Origin of the sequence: Candidatus Accumulibacter sp. ACC005 (assembly GCF_907163215.1) — a bacterium.
Taxonomy (GTDB): domain Bacteria; phylum Pseudomonadota; class Gammaproteobacteria; order Burkholderiales; family Rhodocyclaceae; genus Accumulibacter; species Accumulibacter regalis.
In genome coordinates this window covers 170,569-194,251 of record NZ_CAJQUB010000014.1, presented here as the reverse complement: position 1 = coordinate 194,251, position 23,683 = coordinate 170,569, and the positions used below count along the sequence as shown (strand labels likewise).

Genomic DNA, 23,683 nt, shown 5'->3' with positions numbered 1-23,683 from the left:
AAGCCGGCATTGCCGGCTTTTTTTGTGTGCAGGCGGCACCTCCACCCGCGACTTTGCGTGCCCCCTCAGGTATTCGCCACCAGCGGCGCCAGATTGGCGCGCATCTTCTGCATTGCCTTGACCTCGATCTGCCGAATCCGCTCTGCGGAAACCGAGAACTCGCCGGCGAGATCGTGCAGGGTTGCCGGGTTTTCTTCGGTCAGCCAGCGCGCTTCGACAATCCGGCGGCTACGTGGGTCGAGACTGCCCAGGGCATTCTGCAGGCCGTCGCTGTGCAGTCGGTCACGGGCACGCCCTTCAAGGACGTGCACCGGTTCGCTGGAGTGGTCGGCGAGATAGGCCGCAGGCACGAAGGCCTCGTCATCGTCAGCCTGCGCGTCGAACGCCGTGTCGTGTCCTGACAGGCGCGTGTCCATTTCCATGACCTCGTCGGCTTTGACGTTCAGGCGTTGGGCGATGTCGGCAACCTGAACCGGGCCGAGAGCGTCGCGGTTCGCTTTCATGCTGCGCAGGTTGAAAAACAGTTTGCGCTGCGCCTTGGTCGTTGCCAGTTTCACCATTCGCCAGTTCTTGAGCACGTACTCATGGATCTCGGCTTTGATCCAGTGGATGGCAAACGAAACCAGCCGAACTCCGCGCCCCGGATCGAAGCGCTTGACGGCTTTCATCAGCCCGATATTGCCCTCCTGAATCAAATCCGCATGCGGCAGGCCATAACCCAGATAGCCGCGAGAAACGGAAATCACCAGACGAAGGTGCGAAAGAACCAACTGCCGCGCAGCGTCGAGATCGCTTTCTTCGCGGAAGCGGGTCGCCAGAGCGAACTCCTGCTCTTCGGTCAACATGGGAACCTGTCTGGCCGCCTGGATATACGCGTCGATGCTGCCAACCGCGGAGATCGTTGGTAAAGCCAAAGCTTGCGTCATTTGGATGCACTCCTCCTTGCTGTTTACTTGCTATCACTTGTATTTTAGCACTCACAGTCTGAGAGTGCTAAAGCTAGAGAAGGTTCACCCTCAGACAAGCGATAGATCGATACCAAGATCTGCGACGAACGGCGAGCAAGGCAGAGACGTGGCCGGTTCAGTGCACCACCAGCCGATAGTCGGGCGTTGGGTTCAGCGGGCACGAATAGACGTACTCGCCGGGCTGGAGATCGATTACGTAGTCCTGCGTCTTGCCTGCAAGCAGGCCACCGCCGGAGACACTGGGCAGCGTGACCCGCCCTGCAATCCCTTCGCCACGCAACCAGAAGCCGAGTTCGTAGGGAACGTCCTTGTTGGTGACGCGAAAAATCGTCTTGCCCGGCTTGAGCTGCAGGGTTTTCGCCGTTTGCACGCGGCTGGCGCCAGACTTGGCATTGATGGCCTCGCAGTCCTGGATCTTGGTGCTGCGATAGCCGTGGTTGGTGCCCTGCTCGCTCTCCAGGAACTGGCAGGGGACCTGCGTCAGTTCGACGATGACCGCGGCGCTTCCGCCGGCGGCCAGTGCGCTGCCGCCAAGCCCTGGGGCGGCGAGAACGAGAGTTACTAAGAGCTTGTTTGCGATGGTCATGGCAATTTCTCCTCAGAAACGTTTCTAGTTGTGCCGCCAAGCGCGGACCAGTGAAAAGACGCAAGCCACGTGTGACGGTGTTTGCGCACGCCCCGCGATGGGGTCGGCGGGCTCATCGCTGCGGCAGCACTCGCCGCTCCTCAAAAGCCAGGAAAGAGGACGATTCTGCTTGCTTGAGCGCCAGGGCGATGAGCTCCCGACCTTTTTCTGCCGCGCCGTCGGCCAGCAGCGCACGGTAGAAACGGGCGTAGAACTCGTCAGGTTCGACGCGCAAGCGGTAGGCAAGTGCCACGGCGGCTCGATGCACGGGCCGCTCGTAGACCAGGCGCAGCTCGCCGTCGGGCGCCAGGCGCGTGTCGCTGGTTTCGCTGCCGAGATCGAGAGGGACCAGGCGTTGAATCAGGTGTTCGATGCGTGTCCCCGGCAGACTGCGGCCGTCGCCGTCGAGCTGCTCGATCTCGGCGACCAGCCTGGGTGTCACATAGGTCGGCAGGTAATGGCCAGCGCCGGTGTTGCGCACGCTCAGAGCCGCGCGGATGACATTGTTGGTCCACTCGCCGCCTTCCACTGAAAAGGTGACGGCAGCGCGGACCATTTCCGGATCGTGAATGCCTCGCCACAGATGTCGGCGTTCGGGCATGTGACACGATTGGCAGCTGCGGCCTTCCCGGGCGTGTCGCGAGACTTTCCATTCGTCGTAGGTGTTCTCCAGCAGCTTGCCGTTCAGCGCGTATTCGTCGGGCTGGAACTGATGGCAGGCAGAGCAGAAGCGGGAATCTTCGAATGCGTCCGTGGCGACGAAGCCGGCGTGCGGCAACGCAGCACTCTCGACCGCGTCGGGTGCCGTTCCATCGCGCCGCGGAGGTCCGGAACGTTGATGAGCCCGGACATGACAAGCGGCACAGACGAGCCCATGCTGGTGCAGAGAAGGGGTTGCCGGTGAAGGCGCCGCGTCTGCTGACGCGTGTTCGGCCGCCGCGAGTTCAGCCAGCAGATCATTGGCCTGTTCGGCCAGAGGTGCGTGGCAGCGGAGGCAATCCTGATGTTCGTCGCGCGCCGTCGGCGCCATGGCCAGCAACTGCCCCATCAAGCCGGGCCCCATGGCCTGGGCGTGCAAACTTGTCTGCCAGTCCCGGTATTGCTCGGTGTGGCAGCTACCGCAATCGCTGGGCATCAGCGACGCTTCGAGCGCGCTGAACTGCTCGGGAGCCTTGCCCTGCGCGGGCAGTGGACGCACCCAGTGGCGCTCGAGAAAAGCGCTGATCGCCTGCGCGGATTCGGTAACCGGGGTTCGTTCTGTGAGGGCTGGTGAGCGCACCGTCTCGCTTCTGTCACAGGCGTTGAGAACGAACAGCAAAACGGGAAGGGCCAAGAGCACCCTTCCCGTGGTTACTGCCGAGGTGAACATGCTCGGGCGATGCTCACATCTTCTTGGCTGCGCAAGGGTTCTTGGCAGCGCAGGGGTTCTTCGCCGCGCAAGGATTCTTCGCGGCACAGGGATTTTTCGTTGCGCACGGGTTCTTCGCCGCGCAGGGGTTTGCCGCCTTTGCCGCACAGGGATTGGCCATCTTGGTCGCCGCGGATCTTCCTGCGCAGGGGTTTTTCGCTGCACACGGATTCTTGGCGGCGCAGGGATTGGCCGCGTGCGCAAACGGAACGGCGAGAGCAAGGGCGGCTGTGCCGAGAGCAAGCTTCAGGGTATTCGTATTCATTGGCGTCTCCTTGGGTGGTTTCTCTTACACAATCTAGCGGACCATCCGCTATTTCCTTACAGCACAGGGTTTTCTTGCCGTGCAGGGGTTACGGGGGTTGGCCGCGTGCGCGGCGGCCATCGGCAGTGCCAGTCCACCGGCAAGTGCGACGGCCAGGGCCAGGGGTTTCGCTGTCGGATTCATCTCTGATTTCCTCTCCTTGCGTTCGTTTCCGCTGCACTCATCAGCGCCGGCGACGCCCTGCGGATGTCCTCTGATAGCGCTTGGTCGCCACACGCGGGCCGATGCTTACACCTTTCTCGTGTTTTTCTTCTCGCCTGCATCGCTCTGCCTGAAGCTCCGTCGAGCAGAGTGCATTTACATTCATGCTTGACAAGGTGACGGCAGGGCGCAGAATCGGTTCATGAGCCGCGGGGGCCGATCCAGTCGAAGGGCGAGACCCCTGATGAGAGTGAATCCGGAGAGCGAGGAACGCCGTGCCGAAGGTCCCTGAAAACCCGCAAGCGAGTACCTGCCCCGCTTGCGGCACGTCCTTCGTCTGTGGTGCGGCGGCGGGCCTGGCAAGCTGCTGGTGCATGGAGAAGGCGCCGCTTTCGTTGGCGCCGGAGGCGGGAGGCAGTTGTTTTTGCCCGACCTGCCTGACGCAGCGCTTCAGCGCTGAGCCAGGGAAACCCTTTCCGGCAGCATGAGCAGCGCGTCGCGGTTGCTCCACGAAAAGCACTTCTCAGCGGCCTCGTGCCAGGGCAGCCAGCAGTAGTCGAGGTGCTCGTCGGGAGCAATGACGACCGCTTGCCCGGCCGCTACCTGCAGTGAGAAAACGTGCTCGGTGTTGTGCACGACTCCCGGCGCGTAACGATGTCGCCACTCGGCAAAAATCTCGTAGCGGTTGCTCATCTGCCAGTCGTGCAGGTCGCCTGGAGGCGCGCTGATGCCCGTCTCTTCGGCAAGCTCACGCAGCGCCGTGTCGGCCAGCGCCTCGCCGGCTTCCTGGCTGCCGGTGACCGACTGCCAGTAGCCCGCATGCGAGGCACGCTCAAGCAACAGCACCTGCAGGTCGGGGGTATGGACCACAACCAGGACCGATACCGGTCGCTTGTAGGCGGTCATTCCAAGGTCGGAAGTGTTGCCAACCCGTCGGCCTCGAGGTCGTAGAAAACCCACATCGGAACACCCTGCGAACGCCATTCGTCGATTGCCGCGGCGAAGACTTCGTTGAGCGTCCGAAAAGCGTTCGCGTTCGCGAACTGCAGGGCTTCGGCTCGCGACAGGATCAGCAGATAACCGCACTCTTCGCGCCACGAGATATCGCTCAGGCAATCCTTCAGCGCGTCGAAGTTGCCGCCGTACCATTCGGGGAAGCCGAGCTGGCGGCCGAGCCGCGTCAGTACCCCGTGGATCTGGTCCGAGTCGCCGAGATCGGCTTCGAAACAAGCGAAACCGGCGGCTTCGGCAGCGTCGCGCAGGGCCCGACGATCACCGTGCGGAAGACGGTAGATGCCGGCCTGGCGTGAATCCTCCAACAGAGCTTGCAGGTCTTTCTGTGTCATGGTCGGTCGTGGCTATTCGCGTATGCGGCGGAAGCTGCGGTAGTGGTCGCTGGTGTAGTAATACTCGCCGGAGGTGGCGACATCGCCGCCGCGTCCCTCTCCGGCAACGATGCGCCGCGCACCGCGGTCGCGGCTGCCTGGCGTCGGCACCGTGTATTCACGATAGTAGGCGCGTGGCTGCAAGGGGAGGTGCTTTTCGAAATTGCCGAAATTGCTGCCGTCCTTGTGCGGATAGGGGAATGGTCCGCCTTGCTTGATCAGGCGCAAGGTTTGCAGCGCTTCGGCGGGCAACTCGGCCAGAGTGATGCTCGCCAGGGGGGCGTTTTCGCGTGCCTGCGTGGCGCCGCTCGGGCCGAGCAGGCCAAGCAGCGCGAGCAGCGCCGCGACCAGCAGCAGGCGAAAATGGCTGGCGGCGCGTAGCACGGCTGCTAGCCCTTGCCGACCTCGACCTGCGTTTCGACTTTCTGGCGCAGGCGGATATGCAGCTCTCGCAACTGCTTCTCGTCGACGCTGTTCGGCGCGTCGGTGAGCAGGCACTGCGCGCGCTGCGTTTTCGGAAAAGCGATCACGTCGCGGATCGACTCGGCGCCGGCCATCATGGCGACGATGCGATCCAGGCCAAAGGCCAGGCCGCCATGCGGTGGCGCACCGTACTTGAGCGCGTCGAGCAGGAAGCCGAACTTGAGCTGCGCCTCCTCGTCGCCGATGCCGAGTACCTTGAAGACGCTTTCCTGTACCTCGGGCTGGTGGATACGCACCGAGCCGCCACCCAGCTCGGAACCGTTCAGTGCCAGGTCGTAGGCTTTCGCGAGGCAGCGACCGGGGTCACTCTGCAGCAGCTCCAGGTGGCCGTCCTTCGGGCTGGTGAAGGGGTGGTGGCAGGCCGTCCAGCGGCGCTCGGTTTCGTCGAAGTCGAACATCGGGAAGTCCACGATCCACACCGGTTCCCATGGATTGCCGTTGAGGAAGTTCTTTTCGTGACCGATCCTGACGCGCAGAGCGCCGAGGGCGTCATTGACCACCTTGCTCTTGTCGGCACCGAAGAAAATCAGATCGCCGGACTGCGCGCCGGTGCGCTCGACGATGGCTTTCAGCGCAACTTCATGCAGGTTCTTGACGATCGGCGATTGCAGGCCGGTTTCGTTGAGCTGGGTAACATCGTTGACCTTGATGTAGGCCAGGCCGCGAGCACCATAGATGCCGACGAACTGGGTGTACGCGTCGATCTCGCCACGCGTCAGAGTGGCGCCGCCGGGAACGCGCAAAGCAGCAATGCGGCCGCTCGGGCTATTCGCGACGCCGGCAAAGACCTTGAAGGAAACGTCCTTGAGCACGTCGGCGACTTCGACGAGTTCGAGATTGACGCGCAGATCCGGCTTGTCCGACCCGTAACGATCCATCGCCTCGCCGTAGCTCAGGCGGGGAAAGGGGTTGGGCAGTTCGACGGCCATCACCTCGCGGAACACCGCCCGGATCAGCTCCTCCATGAGCGTGACGATTTCGCCTTCGGCCATGAACGAAGTCTCGATATCGACCTGGGTGAATTCCGGTTGGCGATCGGCGCGCAGGTCCTCGTCGCGAAAGCACTTGACGATCTGATAGTAGCGGTCGAAGCCGGCGACCATCAGCAGTTGCTTGAACAGTTGTGGCGACTGCGGCAGGGCGAAGAACTGCCCCGGATGAACGCGCGACGGCACCAGATAGTCGCGCGCGCCTTCCGGCGTACTCTTGGTGAGCATCGGCGTTTCGATGTCCATGAAGCCGGCATCGTCGAGGAAGCGGCGGAAGGCGCGTGCCGTTTGGTAGCGCAGCTGCATGTTCTTCTGCATCTGCGGCCGGCGCAGGTCGATCACCCGGTGCTGAAGGCGAATGCTCTCCGACAGGTTCTCCTCGTCAAGCTGGAACGGCGGGGTTGCCGAAGCGTTGAGGATCTCCATTGCGTGACAGAGAATCTCGACTTCGCCGCTGGCGATGTTGGGGTTCACCGTACCTTCGGGGCGGGCACGGACCTTGCCTGTAACGCGCAGGCAGAACTCGCTGCGCACCGCTTCGGCGGCCGCGAACATTTCCGGACGATCGGGATCGCAGACGATCTGGGCCAGGCCCTCGCGGTCGCGGAGGTCGACGAAGATGACGCCGCCGTGGTCCCGCCGCCGATGCGCCCAGCCGCAAAGCCTTACCTCCTGGCCGATGAGCTGTGAATTGACTTGTCCGCAATAATGAGTTCGCATGCTGTTTCCGGGTGGCTGGTATCAGATTTTGGTGGGGTCGATGGGCGGCGTGACGGCGGCGGTCCGTTTCGACGCTGCCGCGTTTCTGGGCGGCGGCGCCACAACGCCCATCGAGATGACGTACTTCAGCGCCGTATCGACGCTCATATCCAGTTCAATGACGTCGCTCCTCGGCAGCATCAGGAAGAAACCCGAGGTCGGGTTCGGTGTCGTCGGAACGTAGACACTGACGTAGTCACCGTCGAGATGGTGGAGCACATCGGCGCCCGGCTTGCCAGTGAGGAAAGCGATCGTCCAAGCCCCGCGCCGCGGGTACTCGATCAGCAGCGCCTTGCGAAAAGCGTTGCCGGACGACGAGAAGAGGGTGTCGGAAACCTGCTTGACGCTGTTGTAGATCGAATTGACGACCGGAATGCGCGCCAGCAGATGTTCCCACCACAGCACCAGCCGCTGGCCGATGAAATTGGCCGCCAGCAAGCCGGTGATCATGATGATCAGCAGGGTCAGGATCGCCCCGGCACCCGGGATGTCGAAGCCGAGGAGCGTGCGCGGGTGCATCGCCGCCGGCAGCAGGCGCATCGATTGATCCATAGTGCCGACGATCAGCACCAGTACCCAGGCCGTGATGGCCAACGGTACCCAGATCAGCAGTCCGGTAATGAAGTAGCGCTTCATTCCTTGCCGTTGGCCGCCGGCGTGCTCTTCGCGCTGGTGGACGCAGTGTCCGGACTCGCCGAAGTTCCTGACTTCTCCGAAGCTGTCGAGTTCGCCGCACTTGATGAACTCGCCGTACCGCCGGCAGCTGGGCTATCCTTGCTTTCGGAGCCCTTGGTGGCCGTTGCCGGGGCTTTGTTGCCCCCCTTGAAATCGGTCACGTACCAGCCGCTTCCTTTCAACTGAAAGCCGGCAGCCGTGACCTGTTTTCGATACGTTGCCTGGCCGCATTCGGGGCAGATGCTCAAGGCCGCGTCACTGAGTTTTTGCAGGTGATCCTTTGTGAAACCGCAAGTTTCGCAGCGATAGGCGTAAATCGGCATGACAAACCCTCAAAAGACGCAGGCTGGCGCCCGAAAGGGCACGATTATACGCGAACCCAGGTGTCGTTTGCCCGTCCCCGGCACGTCGCCAAGGACCCCTGTTTCCGGCCGGGAAAGCTACAGCAGACTCAGGTAGGCGCGCGTAAGTGGCTTGCCCCAGAACAGTGCCAGTAAGCCCGCGGCGGCCAGGTAGGGGCCGAAGGGAATCGGCACGCTGCGCCCGCGCTTGGCTATGGCGATCAAGGCGATGCCGACCACTGCGCCAAGCAGCGACGAGAGCAGGATGGTCAGTGGCAGCATCTCCCAGCCGAGCCAGGCACCGAGAGCGGCGAGCAGCTTGAAGTCGCCGTAGCCCATGCCCTCCTTACCGGTGGTCAGCTTGAACACCCAATACACCGACCACAGGGCAAGATAGCCGCACACCGCCCCGATCACCGCCGACTGCAGGTCGGCAAAGGTGCCGAACAGGTTGAACAGCAGGCCCGCCCAGAGCAGTGGCAGCGTGATCGCATCGGGCAACAGCTGGCTATCGAAGTCGATGCAGGTCAGCGCGATCAGGCTCCATATCAGCAGCATGGCGGCAGCAGCCGCCCAGCCATAGCCGAAATGGAAGGCGGCAAGGGCGGACAACAGGCCGCTTGTCGCTTCAACGAGTGGGTAGCGGGGCGAGATCGGTGCCGCGCACGCCGAACAGCGGCCACGGAGAAACAGCCAGCTCAGTACTGGAATGTTCTCGAGCGCAGTAATCGCGTGCCCACACGCAGGACAGCGCGAGCCGGGCCTGGCCAGCGACAGTGGTTCGTGTGGCGGTGGTGCCTGACCGCACAGCTCGGCGCAGTGGTTGCGCCAGTCACGTTCCATCATCATCGGCAAGCGGTGAATGACGACGTTGAGAAAGCTGCCAACCAGCAGCCCGAGCACTGCGCAGATCAGCGCGAACATGGCAGGGGGCAGGTCCGCCGGGAACAGGTCGGTCACGATCCCAGGTTAGCCGACGACGGCGCCCAGTTTGAAGATCGGCAGGTACATGGCAATCACCATGCCGCCGATCAGTACGCCGAGAACGACCATGATGATCGGCTCCATGAGGCTGGAAAGTGCTTCCACCGCGTCGTCCACCTCGGCCTCGAAGAAGTCGGCAACCTTGCCGAGCATTGAATCGAGGGCGCCGGACTCCTCGCCGATGGCCACCATCTGATTGACCATGTTCGGGAAAAGCGCGGTGTTCTGCATTGCCGAAGTGAGGCTGGTACCGGTGCTGACCTCACCCTGGATCTGCCTGGTGGCGACCTTGTAAACGTGGTTCCCGGCAGCGCCGCCGACCGATTCCAGCGACTCGACCAGCGGCACGCCGGCCGCGAACATGGTGGCCAGCGTCCGCGTCCAGCGGGCGATCACGGACTTGCGAATGATGTCGCCGAAAATCGGCAAGCGGAGAAACAGGCGGTCGAACGCCATTTGCATTTTTTCCGAACGTTTCCAGGAATAGAAGAAGCCATAGACGGCGGCACCGGTACCGCCGAAAATGGCCCACCAATAGTCGATGAAGAAGTCCGATATGGCGATCACCACCAGTGTCGGCGTGGGCAGATCGGCACCGAAGCTCCTGAAGACTTCCTTGAAGGCCGGAATGACGAAAATCATGATCACCGCGGTGATGATGAAAGCGACGACGATGATCGCCACCGGGTAGAACAGTGCTGCCTTGATCTTGGACTTGATGGCGAGCATTTTCTCCTTGTAGTTCGCCAGGCGGTCGAGGAGCGTTTCGAGAATACCGGCTTGCTCGCCGGCAGCGACCAGGTTGCAGTACAACTGGTCGAACTGCAGCGGGTGCTTGCGGAACGCTTGCGACAGGGAACTGCCGGTTTCGACGTCAGCCTTGATGTCCAGGAGCAGTTTGCCGACCGACGGGTTGTCGTGCCCGCGCCCGACGATTTCAAACGTCTGCAGCAGCGGCACGCCTGATTTCATCATCGTCGCCAGCTGCCGCGTGAACAGCGTGATGTCCTTCTCGGTGATCTGCCGTCCACCCTTGAAGCGCTGCTTGGTGACCTTGCTGACCAGAATCCCCTGCCGCCGAAGCGTGGCGCGCACGACGTTCTGGCTGTTGGCGCGCTGCTCGCCGCGAACGACCTTGCCAGCCTTGTTTTTCCCTTCCCAGAGAAATACGTATTCCTTGACTTCCGGCTCGGCTTTTCTGGTGCGTTTCGCTGCGGTCGCCATCATTCCCCCGTTTTCAAGCGTTGGTGCTGCCGAGAATCTCGTCAAGAGAGGTGAGCCCCTGCTTGACCTTCAGCAGCCCGGAACGGCGCAGATCATTCACTCCTTCTTGCCTGGCCTGGGCGGCGACGTCATGCTCCGTGCCGTTGGCCATGACAATGCGCTGAATCGCCTCGGTCACCGGCATCACCTCGTAGAGACCAACACGTCCCTTGTAGCCACTACTCTTGCAGCGTTCGCACTCGCCCGGACCGTAGAGCGTCCACGTTCCATCCAGATCACTTTCCAGGAAGCCGGCGTTGAGCAGGGTCTCGACCGGTGTATCGAGCGGTTTCTTGCAGGTGCACAGCCGACGTACCAGGCGTTGCGCGGTGATCAGCAGAATGCTCGAGGCCAGATTGAAGGTCGGGATGCCCATGTTCATCAGGCGGGTCAGTGTTCCCGGCGCATCATTGGTATGCAGCGTCGACAAGACGATGTGCCCGGTTTGCGCCGCCTTGATCGCGATTTCGGCGGTTTCGATGTCGCGGATCTCGCCGACCATGATGATGTCCGGGTCTTGGCGAAGAAAGGCCTTGAGCGCCACCGGGAACGTGAGCCCGGCTTTGTCATCGACGTTGACCTGATTGATCCCTGGCAGGGGTATTTCGGCTGGGTCTTCGGCGGTGGCGATGTTGACCCCGGCCTTGTTCAGAATGTTGAGGCAGGTATAGAGCGAGACCGTTTTTCCCGAACCGGTCGGTCCAGTGACCAGGATCATTCCGTAGGGACGGTGGATGGCATCGAGCAACAGAGCCTTCTGCTCGGGTTCATATCCTAGCGCATCGATTCCGAGGCTGGCGCTGGCCGGGTCGAGAATCCGCAAGACGATCTTTTCCCCGTACATGGTGGGCAGCGTGCTGACCCGGAAGTCGATGGATCGACTCTTGGACAGCACCAGCCGCATCCGACCGTCCTGGGGGACGCGCTTCTCGGCAATGTTCAGGCGCGAGATGACCTTGATCCGCGAGGCGATCTTGTCCTTGATGACCAGCGGCGGCGCCGCCACTTCACGCAAGATGCCGTCGGTTCGAAAACGGATGCGATAGTTCTTCTCATACGGTTCGAAATGGATGTCGGAGGCACCATCGTTGATCGCGTCAAGCAACATCTTCTGAATGAAGCGGACGACCGGCGCGTCGTCAACCTCAAGAGCTGACGCGGCCTCATCGGCCCTTTCCTGCGTCTGCTCGTCGGTGAACTCGAGGTTGATGTCCTCGCCGGAAAAGCTCTTCAAACTCTCCTCGACGGTTTCGGAGAGTTTGGCGACCAGGGGTCCGAGCTTGTTTTCCTCGACGATTACCGGGTCCACTGCCAAACCCGTCTGGAAGCGAATTTCGTCAAGCGCGCGCAGATTGGTCGGATCGGCGATGGCGATTGCCAGGCGGTTGCCACGCTTGTGCAGGGGCACGACGCGATGGCTGGCGATCAGCTTGCGGTCAATTGCGCTTTTCTGGATTTGCGCGTCGTCGAAAGCGGACAGGTCGAGTAGGGGGTAGCCGAATTTCTCGGCGGCAAAACGGGCCAGGTCAAGGAAGGTCGCCTTGTTGGCGCTGACCATCTGTTCAATCAGCGAGGTCCGGTTGGCTGCCGCCTGCGCGAGCAAGGACTCCGCCTCGACTTCCTTGAGCCGACCGGCTTGCACCAGCGCACGGGCGAGACCACTGAGTGGGGAGTGTTGCGGATTGGCTGCCATTGTTCGCGATAGGGCCCTGCAATGCGTTGTGAACCATCAGGTCCCGGCTATGCCGAGTTATTAGCCCTCCCGATGATGCATTGACTCGGCGTGTTTGTAAAGCGGCGGGTTTACGGCAAGAATCCCGCTCCCGGGGCCGCTCGCGGAGCGTGCTGGTCCTGGCCAACGCAGCGGGTGCGCCGAAGACGCGCGCCGCCACGCAGCCGGCGCGCGCGATTGGCGACGCGCTCGGCGGTGCGCCTCGCCGGCCGCTGTGCAGCGCTTACTCGCTCGCCGCTTCGACGACGATCAGGGCGCTCATGTCCACCACTCGACGAACCGTCGACGTCGCCGCCAGCACATGCACCGGGCGCGCTGCGCCGAGCAGGATCGGGCCCACCGACATGCCGTCGCCACCGGTCATCTTGAGCAGGTTGTACGAGATGTTGGCGGCGTCCAGGTTGGGCATCACCAGCAGATTCGCCTCACCGGTTAGCGGCGACTGGGGGTCCGAGCGCTCACGGATGCTTTGTGAGAGGGCGCTTTCACCGTGCATCTCGCCATCGATTTCCAGGTCCGGCGCTTTGGCGCGGACGATTTCCACTGCCCTGGCGACCTTGCGGGCGCCAGCGGTGAGCGAAGATCCGAAGTTCGAGTGCGAGAGCATGGCTATTTTTGGGTGGATCGCAAAGCGACTGACTGCCTCGGCCGCCATCAGCGTTATCTCGGCCAGCTGCTCGGCGTCGGGGTCCTCGTTGACGTGCGTATCGCAGAGGAAAAGGGCGCGGCCGGGCAGCAGGACATGGGTCATCGCGGCCATTGTCGTGCGCCCGGGCTCCTTGCCGATGATCTCGTCGATTTGCCGCAGGTGATGGGCGAAGCGGCCGGAGAGGCCGCAGATCATGCCATCAGCGTAGCCGAGGCTAAGCAGCATGGCCCCGATGATGGTGTTGTTGGTGCGCAAGCGCGTCTTGGCGATGTCGACGGTCACTCCGTGGCGCTTGCGCAACTGGTGATAGGCAGTCCAGCACTCCTTGTAGCGCTCGTCGCTGGCCGGGTCGACCACCTCGAAATCGGTACCCGGGCGCAACTTCGACGAGATCCTCTTCAGGCGAGTCGCAATGACCTCTGGGCGACCGATCAGGATCGGCCGCGTCAGACCCTCATTGATGATCGTCTGTGCGGCGCGCAGCATCCGCTCGTCCTCCCCGTCGCAATAGACGATGCGCGTTTCGCTGCTGCGCTTGGCGGCCGAGAACACCGCGCGCATGCCGACGCCGCTTTGATAGACGAACTCGCGCAGCTTCTCCCGGTAAGCTTCCATATCGGCGATCGGTCGGGTGGCCACTCCCGAATTCATCGCCGCCAGGGCGACCGCCGGGGCGATGATGGTGATCAAGCCTGGATCGAAAGGCTTGGGGATCAGATAGTCGCGGCCAAAGACCAACTCCTGGCCGGGGTAGGCCATGGCCACTTCGTCGCTCACCTCCTCCTGCGCCATCGCCGCCAGGGCTTTGACGCAGGCCATTTTCATCTGCTCGTTGATGCCCGTCGCACCGACGTCGAGCGCGCCACGGAAAATGAAGGGAAAACAGAGAACATTGTTGACCTGATTCGGATAGTCCGAGCGACCGGTGGCGATGATCACGTCGGGGCGAACTTTCCTGGCCAGTTCGGGCATGATTTCCGGGGTCGGATTGGCGAGCGCAAACACGATCGGATCCTTGGCCATATTGGCGAGCATCTCGGGTTCGAGGATCCCGGCGGCGGAGAGTCCGAGGAAGACGTCGGCACCTTCGAGCGCCTCGCCGAGTGTGCGGCACTCGGTGTCGCGCGCATAGCGCGCCTTGTTCGGCTCCATGTCGGCGTCGCGGCCGGCGTAGATCACGCCTTTCGAGTCGCAGACGAGAATGTTCTCGCGCCGTACGCCAAGGTCGCACCACAGGTTCAGGCAGGAAATCGCCGCCGCCCCGGCTCCGGAGCAAACGACGCTGACTTCGGCGATCTTCTTGCCGGTTACCTTGAGCGCATTCAGGATCGCCGCCGACGAAATGATCGCCGTACCGTGCTGATCGTCGTGGAAGACGGGGATCGACATCCGCTCCTTGAGCTTGGCTTCGATATAGAAGCATTCCGGAGCCTTGATGTCTTCCAGGTTGATGCCACCCAACGTCGGTTCCATCGCGGCGATCATGTCGATCAGCCGGTCGGGGTCCCTTTCGGCCAGTTCGATGTCGAAGACATCGATTCCGGCGAATTTCTTGAACAGGCAGCCTTTCCCCTCCATCACCGGCTTCGCTGCCAGCGGACCGATGTTGCCCAGGCCAAGTACCGCCGTACCGTTGGTGATCACCCCGACCAGATTGGCGCGCGAGGTATACAGGCTGGCCGAGCCGGGGTCGTCGACGATGGCGTGGCAAGCGAAGGCGACGCCTGGCGAATAGGCCAGCGCCAGGTCGAGCTGGTTATTCAGTCCTTTGGTCGGCTGGACAGCTATCTTGCCCGGAGTCGGCTCGCGGTGATACTCGAGGGCGGCCTCACGAAGATCGGCCTGGCGCAGATCGTTTTCCATTTGGGACTCCTGACGCGGTGTTCATCAAAAATAAAGCGCGTCACTTTAGCTGACTGGCGCGGTTTACACAAAACAGATGTTCCGGCGAGTTGTTTTGCCGGCCAAGATCTCTCGGTTGGCGTCGATGCCGCTGCCGATGTCTGTCCGCCTGCCGGAGCGTGGCCGACCGCCTGCCGATGGCATTCCCGAAGCGGGTCGCGAGCAGCACGCGCGACGCTCGCGGCGGGAGTAAAATGATGTCAGCACGCGCGGCCTGTCATGCCATTTGGCTAGAGGGGAAGCTGCGGCGTGCGTTCGACTTGAATGGGAGATGATCAATGGGCCAAACCACCACCAGTATGCTGCGCGCTGTCGCTCTTGTCGGCCACGGTGCTGCTGGCAAGACGACGCTAGCCGAAAGTCTGCTCGCTGCCGCCGGCGCTATTAGCAGCCGCGGTGCCGTCGAAAGAGGTAACACCGTTTGCGACTTTGATGCGCAGGAAAAGGAATTCGGCCACTCGCTGAACGCGACCCTGGTGGGGTTTTCGTGGCAGGACGTGTATGTGCATCTGATCGATACGCCAGGTTTTCCGGACTTCGCGGGGCAGGCGATCAGCGCCCTGGCCGCGGTCGATACCGCACTGGTGGTCATCAATGCGCAGAATGGTATCGAACTCTCGACTGAAAAGATGATGCAGCTGGCCGCCGCTCGTGGCGTCTGCCGGATGATCGTCATCAACAAGATCGACGCCGACAACGTCAACCTGCCGGCGCTGGTCGGCGAGATTCGCGAGCGCTTCGGGCGCGAGTGCATGTTGCTTGACTTGCCGGTCAAGCACGGTGCAGAGGTCGTCGAGTTGCTCGGTCACGACAGCGGCGAGAGCGATTTCGAATCGGTGGCCGCCGCGCACCGCGCCTTGATCGATCAGATCGTCGAGGAAGACGAGGATCTGCTCGCCCGCTATCTGGACGAGGGTCTCGATCCCAGCCCGGAGGAGCTGCACCTGCCGTTCGAGAAAGCACTGCGTTCAGGGCACCTGATTCCGATCCTCTTCGTTTCGGCTAAAACCGGCGCTGGCATCCCGCAACTACTCGACGCGCTTGCCCAGCTGGCACCCAGTCCGGCCGAGGGCAACCCGCCGCCGTTCTATCGCGGCGAGCCGGGCGGAGCGACGGAAGCGTTCCGGGCGGACCCAGACCCGGAAAAGCACGTTCTGGCGCACGTCTTCAAGATCGTCAGCGATCCCTTCATTGGCAAGGTTGGCATTTTCCGCGTTCATCAGGGCACCATCCGCAAGGACTCGCAGCTCTTCGTCGGCGACGGCAAGCGCCCGTTCAAGGTCGGTCACATCTATCGCCTGCAGGGCAAGGAATACCTCGAAGCCGAGTCACTGGTCCCTGGCGACCTCGGTGCGGTGGCCAAGGTCGACGAAATCGAATTCGACTGCGTGTTGCACGATTCGCACGAAGAAGACCACATCCACCTCAAACCGCTCGAGTTCCCGCAGCCCATGCAGGGCCTCGCCGTGCATGCCAAACGCAAGGCCGACGAGCAGCGCCTGTTCGAGATCCTGCGCAAGCTCGAGGTCGAAGACCCGTGCTTCCGCATCGAACGCCATCCGACGACCAATGAAACGGTCATTCGCGGCATCGGCGAAATGCACCTGCGCGCCAAGCTCACCCGCCTGGCGCAGCAGTACAAACTCGAACTCGACACCACGCCGCCGCAGATTGCCTATCGTGAAGCGATCACCGCCTCGGCCGAAGGGCACTGCCGGCACAAGAAGCAGAGCGGCGGCGCCGGCCAGTTTGGGGAAGTGGCGCTGCGCGTCGAACCGCTCGCGCGTGGTGCCGGTTTCGAATTCGTCGATATCGTCAAGGGCGGCGTCATCCCGGGCGTGTTCATGGCCTCGGTCGAGAAGGGTGTCCGTCAGGCACTGGCCGATGGCGTGGTTGCCGGCTTCGAAGTGCAGGACTTGCGCGTCACCGTACACGACGGCAAGTCGCACCCGGTCGACGGCAAGGACATCGCTTTCCAGACCGCCGGCCGCAAAGCGACGATCGAAGCGATTCGCGCGGCAAAGCCAATCATTCTCGAACCGGTGGTCGAAATCGAGATTCTCGCCCCCGAGGCGATGACCGGCGACCTCACCGGCGATCTTTCCAGCAAGCGCGGCCACCTCACCGGCACGCAGCCGCGCGGGCCGGGAGTGATGGCGATCACCGGCGAGGTGCCGCTCGCCGAACTGGACGGTTACCAGTCACGCCTGAAATCGCTGACCGCCGGACAGGGTTCGTACAGCATTGCCTTCTCGCATTACGCGCAGGTGCCGCCGGCGACGCAACAGCAGCTTGTTTCCGAGCATCAGGTGGTCGACGAGGAATAGGGGCCAGCGAGCAGCGACCGGGATCCAGGTCGTCGTGATTGGCGCGCGCAAGCTCGCCGAATGGTTTCTCCCGCTGGCCCGCCGGCTCTTGTACCTCTGGGTACGCAGCTCGGTTTTCCCGGAGAAGATGCAGGACCTGTGCCTCGCTCCGGGCAAGCCGGTCTGTTATGTCCTCCAGGACCGGCACTTGTCGAACCTCCTGGTGCTTATCGAGGAATCGCGGCGCGCCGGCTTGCCACGCGCCGAGGCACCGCTGGCCATCGGCGGGCAGCACCCGGCGCGCTCATTCTTCTTTGTCAATCGTGACCGCAGCCTGGCTGGCCGGGCGCGCGATCAGAATGATCATTCGCCGTTGCTCGCGCATCTCATCGGCGCGACCATTGCCGACCCGGAACTCGATGTGCAATTGCTGCCGGTGCTTATTCTCTGGGGGCGATCTCCCGGCAAGCAGGACTCGATCATCAAGGCGCTGTTCTCGGAAACCTGGCGCCCGCCAGGCGCCTGGCGACAGCTGCTGGCGATCGTGTTGCACGGCCGCCAGGTCCTGGTGCGCTACAACTCGCCAATCTCGCTGCGTGACCTACTGCACGGGGGGCTCGACCAGGAGCAGGCGCAACGCAAGTTGTCGCGGGTTTTGCGGGTCCATTTTCGTCGCCAGCGGCAGATGGCGATCGGGCCCGATCTGTCGCACCGCCACACGCAGGTGGGCGCGGTGCTCGCCGGCGAGCGAGTGCGCGCGGCGATGGCCAGCGAAGTCGCGACGCACGGCATTACGCCCGACCAGGCAAGAGCGCGTGCCGCCGGCTTCGCCCGCGAGATTGCTTCCGACTATTCGCACGGCGCCGTTCGGGCCCTGGAGCTGTTCCTGACCTGGCTGTGGAAACGGCTCTACGACGGCATAGAGACGCATAATTTCGAAGCCCTGACCCGTGTCGCGCCAGGCCATGAAATTGTTTACGTTCCCTGCCACCGCAGCCATGTCGATTACCTGCTGCTCTCTTACCTGATTCGCCGCAAGGGGTTGACTCCGCCGCATATCGCCGCCGGTGCCAACCTCAACCTGCCCATCGTCGGCGCCCTGCTACGCCGCTGCGGTGCTTTTTTCCTGCGCCGCAGCTTCAGGGGCGAGCCGCTCTATGCGGCCGTTTTCGACGAGTACCTGCACCTTGTCCTGGCGCGCGGCTTTCCGCTGGAGTATTTCATCGAGGGTGGGCGCAGTCGTAGCGGCAGGATGCTGACGCCCAAGGCCGGCATCCTCGCGATGACCGTACACAGCTTCATTCGCGAGCACAGCCGGCCGCTGGTCTTCGTGCCGGTGTATATCGGCTACGAGAAGCTGCTCGAAGGGCGCAGCTACCTTGCCGAGCTGGCCGGAAAAGCCAAGCGGCGCGAGTCGCTGTGGGGCATTCTGCGGACCATTCGCAGTCTCAAACGGGTATTTGGCCGGGTCCATGTCTGTGTCGCCGAGCCGTTGCCGCTGGCCGCCTTTCTCGACGCGCAGCACCCCGGCTGGCGCGCGGGCTCTGACGATTGTCCTGCCCCGTGGTCGCGTGCGCTTGTCCGCCGCGTGGCGGGCGAAATCGCCAAGCGGATCAACGAGGCGAGCGTTCTCAATCCGGTCAATCTGATCGCCCTGGCGCTGCTGGCGACGCCAAGGCACACCGCCGACGAGTCTTCGCTGCACCGGCTGATCGAGCACTACCAGGCCTTGTTCGCCGAAGCGCCATACGCGTCGGCGAGTATCGCCTGCACACTCGACGCGCCGCAGATTGTCGCCTACACCCAGCGCCTGGGCTTCGTCGAGCGTTTTTCCGATCCCCTGGGGGAGCTGATTCGCGTCACCGAAAAGCAGGCGCCGTTGCTGGCCTACTTTCGCAACAATGTCCTGCACCTTTTTGCCCTGCCGGCGGTGATCGCCTGTCTGCTCAGTCACAATCGGCGACTCGGCAGTGCGCGTATGGCGCAGGCGGTGCGTGGCGTCTACGTCTTGCTGCGCGCCGAGCTGTTCCTGCGCTGGCCGGAAGCCGAACTGGCTGTCGCCAGCGATGCCGTGATCGTGGTGCTGGTCGCCCGCGGCCTCTTGCTGCGCGGCGATCCGTCTGGCAGCCTGGCCGCGCCGGAGCCGATCAGTCAGGAGTTCGCCGAACTGCACTTGCTTGGCGAAAGCATCCGACCGCTACTGGAGCGATATTTCCTGACGCTGGCCTTGCTCGAGCAACACGGAAGTGGACAGCTGACCCGCCAGGCTCTCGAGGACAGCTGCCATCACCTGGGGCGGCGGCTGGAGCTTCTCTACGAATTCAATTCGCCTGAGTTCGCCGAGAAGCTCGCTTTCTCGGGCTTCATTAGTACGCTGATCGAAGCCGAATTCCTGTGCGAAGACGAGGGCGGCCTGCTGCACTTCGACCATCGGCTGATGACGCCGCTGGCGGATGCCGAGCTGCTGCTCTCCGCCGAGGCCAGACAGGCGATCCGGCGCATGGCGGGAGGCGATCGTTCCGGAGGCGGCCGCGGAGCAGGTCTGCCTCCAGTAAAGCCGCCGCCATCGTGATCTGGCGACGGGGCGGCCGCTCAGGCGCGTGAGTTGCTGCCGCGCTTGGCTGCCTTTTCGAGACGCTGCTTCTCGGCAAAGACTTTTTTCGCGTAGCCGGTTGCCGGGTCCGTGGGCGAGCCGCCGTAGTGCTGCAGCCCGCCGGTCAGGCTGCCGCGCCAGCGGATCGCCTCCTCGAGGACATGCACGCCAACCTGAATATTGGTCACCGGGTCAAGAAACGGCTGCTCGCCGGCGTCTTCCGGCAGTTTGTCCTTGTGGATGTCGGGCATCACCTGCATCAGGCCCTGTGCGCCGACCGGGCTTTCGGCAAACGGGTTGAAGCGCGACTCGATGCCGATGATGGCGATGATCAACAGCGGATCGAGTTTACGCTCGCGGCCGACGCTCTGCGCGGTCTCGAAAATCGGAACCAGCGCCTCGGGGGCAACGCGGTAGCGATCCGACACGTAGTCGAGCGCGCGCTGCAGGGAGGGGCGCAGCGCTGCGGGAGCAGCGGCGAAGGTCTCCTTCTTGACCGCCTCCTTCAGCGCTGGCACTGCTTGCGCTTCGGCGGTGGTGATCGATGCTTCCTCTTCGGCCATTAGCGATGGCGATACGGTCGCTGGCGAAGTCGCAGTCGGCGCGACGGATTCCGTCATTGCCGCCGCCTGCCGCTGGCCGCCATCATCCTTGCGACTGTCGCTGAAGGCCGGCTTGACGGTGCCCACCAGGAGCATCAGCCCGACGATGACCAAGGCGTATTGAATGAAACTCAAGGTGGCGTCGCTACGACGTGGCCTTGTACTCTTGAGTGAGATTGTGGCAGACATGCTCTCTCCTTCACTGTTGTCAGCGTGGCCGTGTTGCGTGCCAACGATGACAATTACAGATGGGTATAAAGCCTCGAACTTGGGGGAAACTGGTACCCTGAGGCCGGGTCTCTGCGCGGATTGTTGCACCGCAAGCAGAGGGGGCGAGAAGCAAGCTGGGCCGCTGAAAGTGCCGTCTGTCGTTTCAACTGAGCGCTGAAACTTGCTTGCTTCGGATCAACTGGAGGCGGACTCTATTGATTATCAAGGGTCTGGTCAACCCGGGTGGCCCGGCGCGCCGCGTCAAGGCGCGCCAGGGGCAAGCCCGCAAGCATAGCGGCCGGCGAGTGGGAAAAACGCTCGGGTCGCTGCAGGCCTTGCTCTAAGGGCGCTCGAGCGATGTCCGGGCCGAGCGGCCGTGGCATTCGTCATGGCCGTCAGGCGCCCGGCAAGAGTGTTGCGAAAAAACAACATTGAGCTGCCTTTGCGGCGGCGCAACATGATGATCTCCGTTCGCTGGCGTTATGGCGCGCCCACTTTTTCGGGCCTCGCGGTCGATATAATGCCCACTTCCCTGTCGTGGACCACGCCGACCGTCAGCCACCTTGCCCCTAGCCATGGACATCGCCCTCCTCTTTTTGCTGATCCTCCTCAACGGCGTTCTCGCGATGTCGGAAATCGCGCTCGTCTCTTCGCGCCAGTCGCGCCTGCAGAAGCTCGCCGACGACGGCAACCCGGGCGCCCGCACGGCACTGGCGCTGCAACACGAGCCATCGATTTTCCTGTCCACCGTGCAGGTTGGCATTACCAGTGTCGGCATTCTCAGCGGCGCCATTGGCGACGCCACGCTGGCGGTTCCGCTCGGCGAGTGGCTGGCGAGTGTGCCGGCGCTGGCGCCCTACGCGAGGGCCATCTCAATGACGCTGGTTGTCTGCGCGGTGACCTATTTCGCGGTTGTCGTCGGCGAACTGGTTCCCAAGCGCCTCGGTTTGCTCGCGCCGGAGCGTGTGGCCGCGGTCATTGCGCCGCCGATGCATCTACTCTCCCTGTTGGCGCGCCCGCTGGTCTGGCTGCTGGCGTCGTCGTCTACCCTGCTGCTGCGTCTGCTCGGCGCGCGCCGGGTGCCGGACTCTTCGGTCACCGACGACGAAATCAAGATCCTGATGAGTCAGGGTGCCAGGGCAGGCGTTTTCCATGTCAGCGAACAGGAGATCGTTGCCAATGTCCTGCGTCTTGACCAGCAGCGAATTCGCGAGATCATGACCCATCGCAAGGATCTCTACCTGATCGATTTGAACGATGAGGAAGCGGAAATCCGTAAGCGCCTCGCCGCCAGCCCCTTCAAACGCGTCGTCGTCTGCCGCGATGGCCTCGACGACCTCGTCGGCGTCTTGCGCACCAGCGACCTGCTCAAAGGCGCGTTTTCCGGCGAGGCGCTGAACATCGAGGCGTTCGTACGCCCGCCGCTGTACGTTCCGGCGAGCGTGAACACGACGCAGTTGCTCGAAACTTTCCGCAGGGCGCAGCAGCAGTGTGCGCTGCTGGTCGACGAATACGGCGAGCTGCAGGGCCTGGTCACGCTTACCGACGTGCTGACTTCGATCGTCGGCGACCTGCCGGTCTTCGACACGCCCGAGGAGCAGGACATCGTCGCCCGCGAGGACGGCTCGTGGCTGGTCGACGGCGGCGTCACGCTTGAACGACTGCGCAGTGTGCTCCAGATCGCTGCCGCCCTGCCCGGTGAGGAAGAGGGTGCCTTCCACACGCTCGGCGGTTTCATCATGTACGTCCTCGGCCACATTCCAAAAACCGCGGACCATTTCGAGTTTGCCGGGCTGCGCTTCGAGGTTGTCGACATGGATCAGAATCGAGTCGACAAGGTCTTGATTGCACGTTCTATTCCCGCCGACAAGGCCTCGCTGCCGGGCAGCGATCAGCGGGCGTAGCGCGTCGGATCGGCGACTGCGGCGGCGGCGAAGCCGGCTTGCCGCAGCCGGCACGAGTCGCAGACAGCGCAGGCGCGCCCCAATGGGTCGGCCTGGTAGCAGGAAACGGTGAGCGCGTAGTCGACGCCGAGCTCTGCGCCGCGCTGGATGATCTGCGCCTTGCCAAGATTGATCAGCGGAGCGTGAATGTGCAGCGCCGCGCCTTCGACGGCAGCCTTGGTCGCCAACGTGGCCATGCGCTCGAAAGCGGCGATGTATTCCGGTCGGCAATCAGGATAGCCCGAGTAATCGACGGCATTGACCCCGACGAAAATGTCGTTGCTGCCGAGTACCTCGGCCCAGGCCAGCGCCAGCGAGAGCATGATCGTGTTGCGGGCCGGCACATAGGTGACCGGAATGCCCGCTTGTACGCCGTCGACGGGGACGGCGATCGCTGCATCGGTCAGCGCCGAACCGCCGAAGACGTCCAGCGACAGGCTGATGACGCGATGTTCGGCGGCGCCGAGCGCCGCGGAGACCGCCGCCGCCGCTTGCAGTTCGGCGTGATGACGCTGACCGTAGTCGACCGACAGGCAGTGGCATGCGAAACCCGCGGCCCGGGCGATGGCCAGTGTCGTCGCCGAGTCGAGTCCGCCGGAGAGCAGAACGACGGCGCGCTGGCCGGGTGAGTCAGGTGGCGTATTCATGGGGTCGAGAATATACCGCTTTCCGCGCCTGCCCGCGGGCTTCTGCCCCGAAGTTGCGGGAAGTCCGGGGATGCCCGGGCTTGTCGCCACAGCTCCGACGCAGGCGGGAGGGTGCGCGGTGCACCTCCACGCCGTGACTCGCTCGTGTCGCGCCTCGCAATCAGGCCTTCCCCGACGCTTCCGGCAGCTTCAGCACGTCCTTGATTTCACCGAGGCTTTCCGGGATGCGCTTGGCAATCGCGGCGCTTGCCTGTTGATTGGCCTGAATCACGATTTGCGTCAGTTCCTGCATCTGCCCGACTGCGGTGGCGAAGGCCTTTTTCGCCAGGTCGCTCTCGGCGGCCAACAGCTGCTGCGGCGAGCCGGACTGCGACAGCTTGCCGATCGCGGCGGTCAGCTCGCGCATCGTTTCCTGCAGCAGTTTCGCCTGCCACTCGCCGACCGCCTTCATGCCTTCCAGGGCCGCTTGGTTGGCGGCGTTCAGCGCTTCCAGGTTGTCGCGCTGGCTGGCGACCAGAGCGTCCATATTGACTCCCGGTACTTTGAGAGCGGCAATCATGTTGAGCATTTGTTCGCTGCTCGTCGTCATGTCCATGCTGGCGACTGCCTTGCTCCAAGCGCTGAGTTGTTGAGAAAGGTCTGCCATTTCCTTGTCCTCCTGTCGATTTGCTTCTAGCTGCGAGTGGTTGTGAGTCGCCGTATATGGCCGTGATTGACGCTGCGCGGGGCGTCCCTGGGCGGAAATCGCTTCCG

At 63.1% G+C, this 23,683-nt stretch carries 23 protein-coding genes; 5 read left to right on the top strand and 18 right to left on the bottom strand.

Annotation, left to right across the window (positions count from 1 at the left end):
- Positions 1-65: 65 nt before the first annotated feature.
- The 5 genes from rpoH to QZ613_RS17510 all read right to left on the bottom strand — a co-directional run bounded on the left by rpoH (position 66) and on the right by QZ613_RS17510 (position 3,449).
- The gene (gene rpoH, locus QZ613_RS17530) at positions 66-926 is read right to left on the bottom strand and encodes an RNA polymerase sigma factor RpoH (RefSeq protein ID WP_043567959.1); all 861 of its coding nucleotides are present in this window, start codon (positions 924-926) and stop codon (positions 66-68) included.
- Positions 927-1,083: 157 nt separating this feature from the next.
- A complete protein-coding gene (locus tag QZ613_RS17525; protein ID WP_291865910.1) occupies positions 1,084-1,554 on the bottom strand; it encodes a hypothetical protein in 471 nt (156 codons plus the stop codon).
- Between the two features lie 112 nt (positions 1,555-1,666).
- The gene (locus tag QZ613_RS17520; RefSeq protein ID WP_291983335.1) at positions 1,667-2,926 is read right to left on the bottom strand and encodes a multiheme c-type cytochrome; all 1,260 of its coding nucleotides are present in this window, start codon (positions 2,924-2,926) and stop codon (positions 1,667-1,669) included.
- 49 nt (positions 2,927-2,975) lie between these two features.
- Entirely contained in the window at positions 2,976-3,266 is a 291-nt protein-coding gene (locus QZ613_RS17515) for a hypothetical protein (RefSeq protein ID WP_291921998.1), read from the bottom strand.
- A gap of 48 nt (positions 3,267-3,314) precedes the next feature.
- Positions 3,315-3,449 (bottom strand): hypothetical protein, encoded by a 135-nt coding sequence (locus QZ613_RS17510; RefSeq protein WP_291983333.1) that lies wholly within the window; start codon positions 3,447-3,449, stop codon positions 3,315-3,317.
- Between the two features lie 293 nt (positions 3,450-3,742).
- On the opposite strand from QZ613_RS17510, the gene QZ613_RS17505 reads away from it, so the two are divergent.
- Positions 3,743-3,955 (top strand): cysteine-rich CWC family protein, encoded by a 213-nt coding sequence (locus QZ613_RS17505; RefSeq protein ID WP_291865919.1) that lies wholly within the window; start codon positions 3,743-3,745, stop codon positions 3,953-3,955.
- Here QZ613_RS17505 and nudB read toward each other — a convergent pair.
- The 10 genes from nudB to QZ613_RS17455 all read right to left on the bottom strand — a co-directional run bounded on the left by nudB (position 3,918) and on the right by QZ613_RS17455 (position 14,590).
- A complete protein-coding gene (gene nudB / locus QZ613_RS17500) occupies positions 3,918-4,373 on the bottom strand; it encodes a dihydroneopterin triphosphate diphosphatase (protein WP_043567951.1) in 456 nt (151 codons plus the stop codon). The genes QZ613_RS17505 and nudB overlap by 38 nt on opposite strands.
- The gene (locus QZ613_RS17495; protein WP_291865922.1) at positions 4,370-4,813 is read right to left on the bottom strand and encodes a barstar family protein; all 444 of its coding nucleotides are present in this window, start codon (positions 4,811-4,813) and stop codon (positions 4,370-4,372) included. The genes nudB and QZ613_RS17495 overlap by 4 nt, the downstream gene beginning before the upstream one ends.
- 12 nt (positions 4,814-4,825) lie before the next feature.
- Entirely contained in the window at positions 4,826-5,173 is a 348-nt protein-coding gene (locus QZ613_RS17490) for a ribonuclease domain-containing protein (protein ID WP_043568096.1), read from the bottom strand.
- A 68-nt stretch (positions 5,174-5,241) separates the two neighbouring features.
- Entirely contained in the window at positions 5,242-7,044 is a 1,803-nt protein-coding gene (aspS, locus tag QZ613_RS17485; RefSeq protein ID WP_291983331.1) for an aspartate--tRNA ligase, read from the bottom strand.
- Between the two features lie 21 nt (positions 7,045-7,065).
- A complete protein-coding gene (locus QZ613_RS17480) occupies positions 7,066-7,719 on the bottom strand; it encodes a DUF502 domain-containing protein (RefSeq protein WP_291983329.1) in 654 nt (217 codons plus the stop codon).
- On the bottom strand, positions 7,716-8,081 hold the full coding sequence (locus QZ613_RS17475) for an FmdB family zinc ribbon protein (RefSeq protein WP_043567943.1): 366 nt from the start codon (positions 8,079-8,081) through the stop codon (positions 7,716-7,718). Before QZ613_RS17475 ends, QZ613_RS17480 begins: the two co-directional genes overlap by 4 nt.
- A 117-nt stretch (positions 8,082-8,198) precedes the next feature.
- On the bottom strand, positions 8,199-9,023 hold the full coding sequence (locus tag QZ613_RS17470; RefSeq protein WP_291983382.1) for an A24 family peptidase: 825 nt from the start codon (positions 9,021-9,023) through the stop codon (positions 8,199-8,201).
- A gap of 45 nt (positions 9,024-9,068) precedes the next feature.
- Positions 9,069-10,307 carry a type II secretion system F family protein gene (locus QZ613_RS17465; protein ID WP_043568091.1) on the bottom strand — a complete coding sequence of 413 codons (1,239 nt, stop codon included), beginning with the start codon at positions 10,305-10,307 and terminating at the stop codon, positions 9,069-9,071.
- A gap of 13 nt (positions 10,308-10,320) precedes the next feature.
- On the bottom strand, positions 10,321-12,039 hold the full coding sequence (gene pilB / locus QZ613_RS17460) for a type IV-A pilus assembly ATPase PilB (protein ID WP_043567940.1): 1,719 nt from the start codon (positions 12,037-12,039) through the stop codon (positions 10,321-10,323).
- A gap of 262 nt (positions 12,040-12,301) precedes the next feature.
- Positions 12,302-14,590, bottom strand: a complete 2,289-nt coding sequence (locus QZ613_RS17455) for an NADP-dependent malic enzyme (protein ID WP_043567938.1) — start codon at positions 14,588-14,590, stop codon at positions 12,302-12,304.
- A gap of 317 nt (positions 14,591-14,907) precedes the next feature.
- Between QZ613_RS17455 and fusA the strand changes: the two genes are divergently transcribed.
- A complete protein-coding gene (gene fusA / locus QZ613_RS17450) occupies positions 14,908-16,956 on the top strand; it encodes an elongation factor G (protein WP_043567934.1) in 2,049 nt (682 codons plus the stop codon).
- A gap of 34 nt (positions 16,957-16,990) precedes the next feature.
- Positions 16,991-19,507 carry a glycerol-3-phosphate 1-O-acyltransferase PlsB gene (plsB, locus tag QZ613_RS17445; protein ID WP_291983328.1) on the top strand — a complete coding sequence of 839 codons (2,517 nt, stop codon included), beginning with the start codon at positions 16,991-16,993 and terminating at the stop codon, positions 19,505-19,507.
- Between the two features lie 20 nt (positions 19,508-19,527).
- On the opposite strand, the gene QZ613_RS17440 is transcribed toward plsB, so the two are convergent.
- Positions 19,528-20,319, bottom strand: a complete 792-nt coding sequence (locus tag QZ613_RS17440) for a lytic transglycosylase domain-containing protein (RefSeq protein ID WP_291865969.1) — start codon at positions 20,317-20,319, stop codon at positions 19,528-19,530.
- Positions 20,320-20,555: 236 nt separating this feature from the next.
- Between QZ613_RS17440 and QZ613_RS17435 the strand changes: the two genes are divergently transcribed.
- Together QZ613_RS17435 and QZ613_RS17430 are read left to right on the top strand one after the other, a co-directional pair.
- Entirely contained in the window at positions 20,556-20,684 is a 129-nt protein-coding gene (locus tag QZ613_RS17435) for a hypothetical protein (protein WP_291865972.1), read from the top strand.
- Between the two features lie 231 nt (positions 20,685-20,915).
- Positions 20,916-22,244 carry a hemolysin family protein gene (locus QZ613_RS17430; protein WP_043567932.1) on the top strand — a complete coding sequence of 443 codons (1,329 nt, stop codon included), beginning with the start codon at positions 20,916-20,918 and terminating at the stop codon, positions 22,242-22,244.
- On the opposite strand, the gene queC is transcribed toward QZ613_RS17430, so the two are convergent.
- Together queC and phaP are read right to left on the bottom strand one after the other, a co-directional pair.
- Positions 22,232-22,930 carry a 7-cyano-7-deazaguanine synthase QueC gene (gene queC / locus QZ613_RS17425; protein ID WP_043567931.1) on the bottom strand — a complete coding sequence of 233 codons (699 nt, stop codon included), beginning with the start codon at positions 22,928-22,930 and terminating at the stop codon, positions 22,232-22,234. The two genes, QZ613_RS17430 and queC, sit on opposite strands and share 13 nt — an antisense overlap.
- 160 nt (positions 22,931-23,090) lie before the next feature.
- Complete coding sequence (gene phaP / locus QZ613_RS17420) at positions 23,091-23,576, bottom strand: TIGR01841 family phasin (protein WP_291865977.1); 486 nt, start codon at positions 23,574-23,576, stop codon at positions 23,091-23,093.
- Positions 23,577-23,683: the final 107 nt, after the last annotated feature.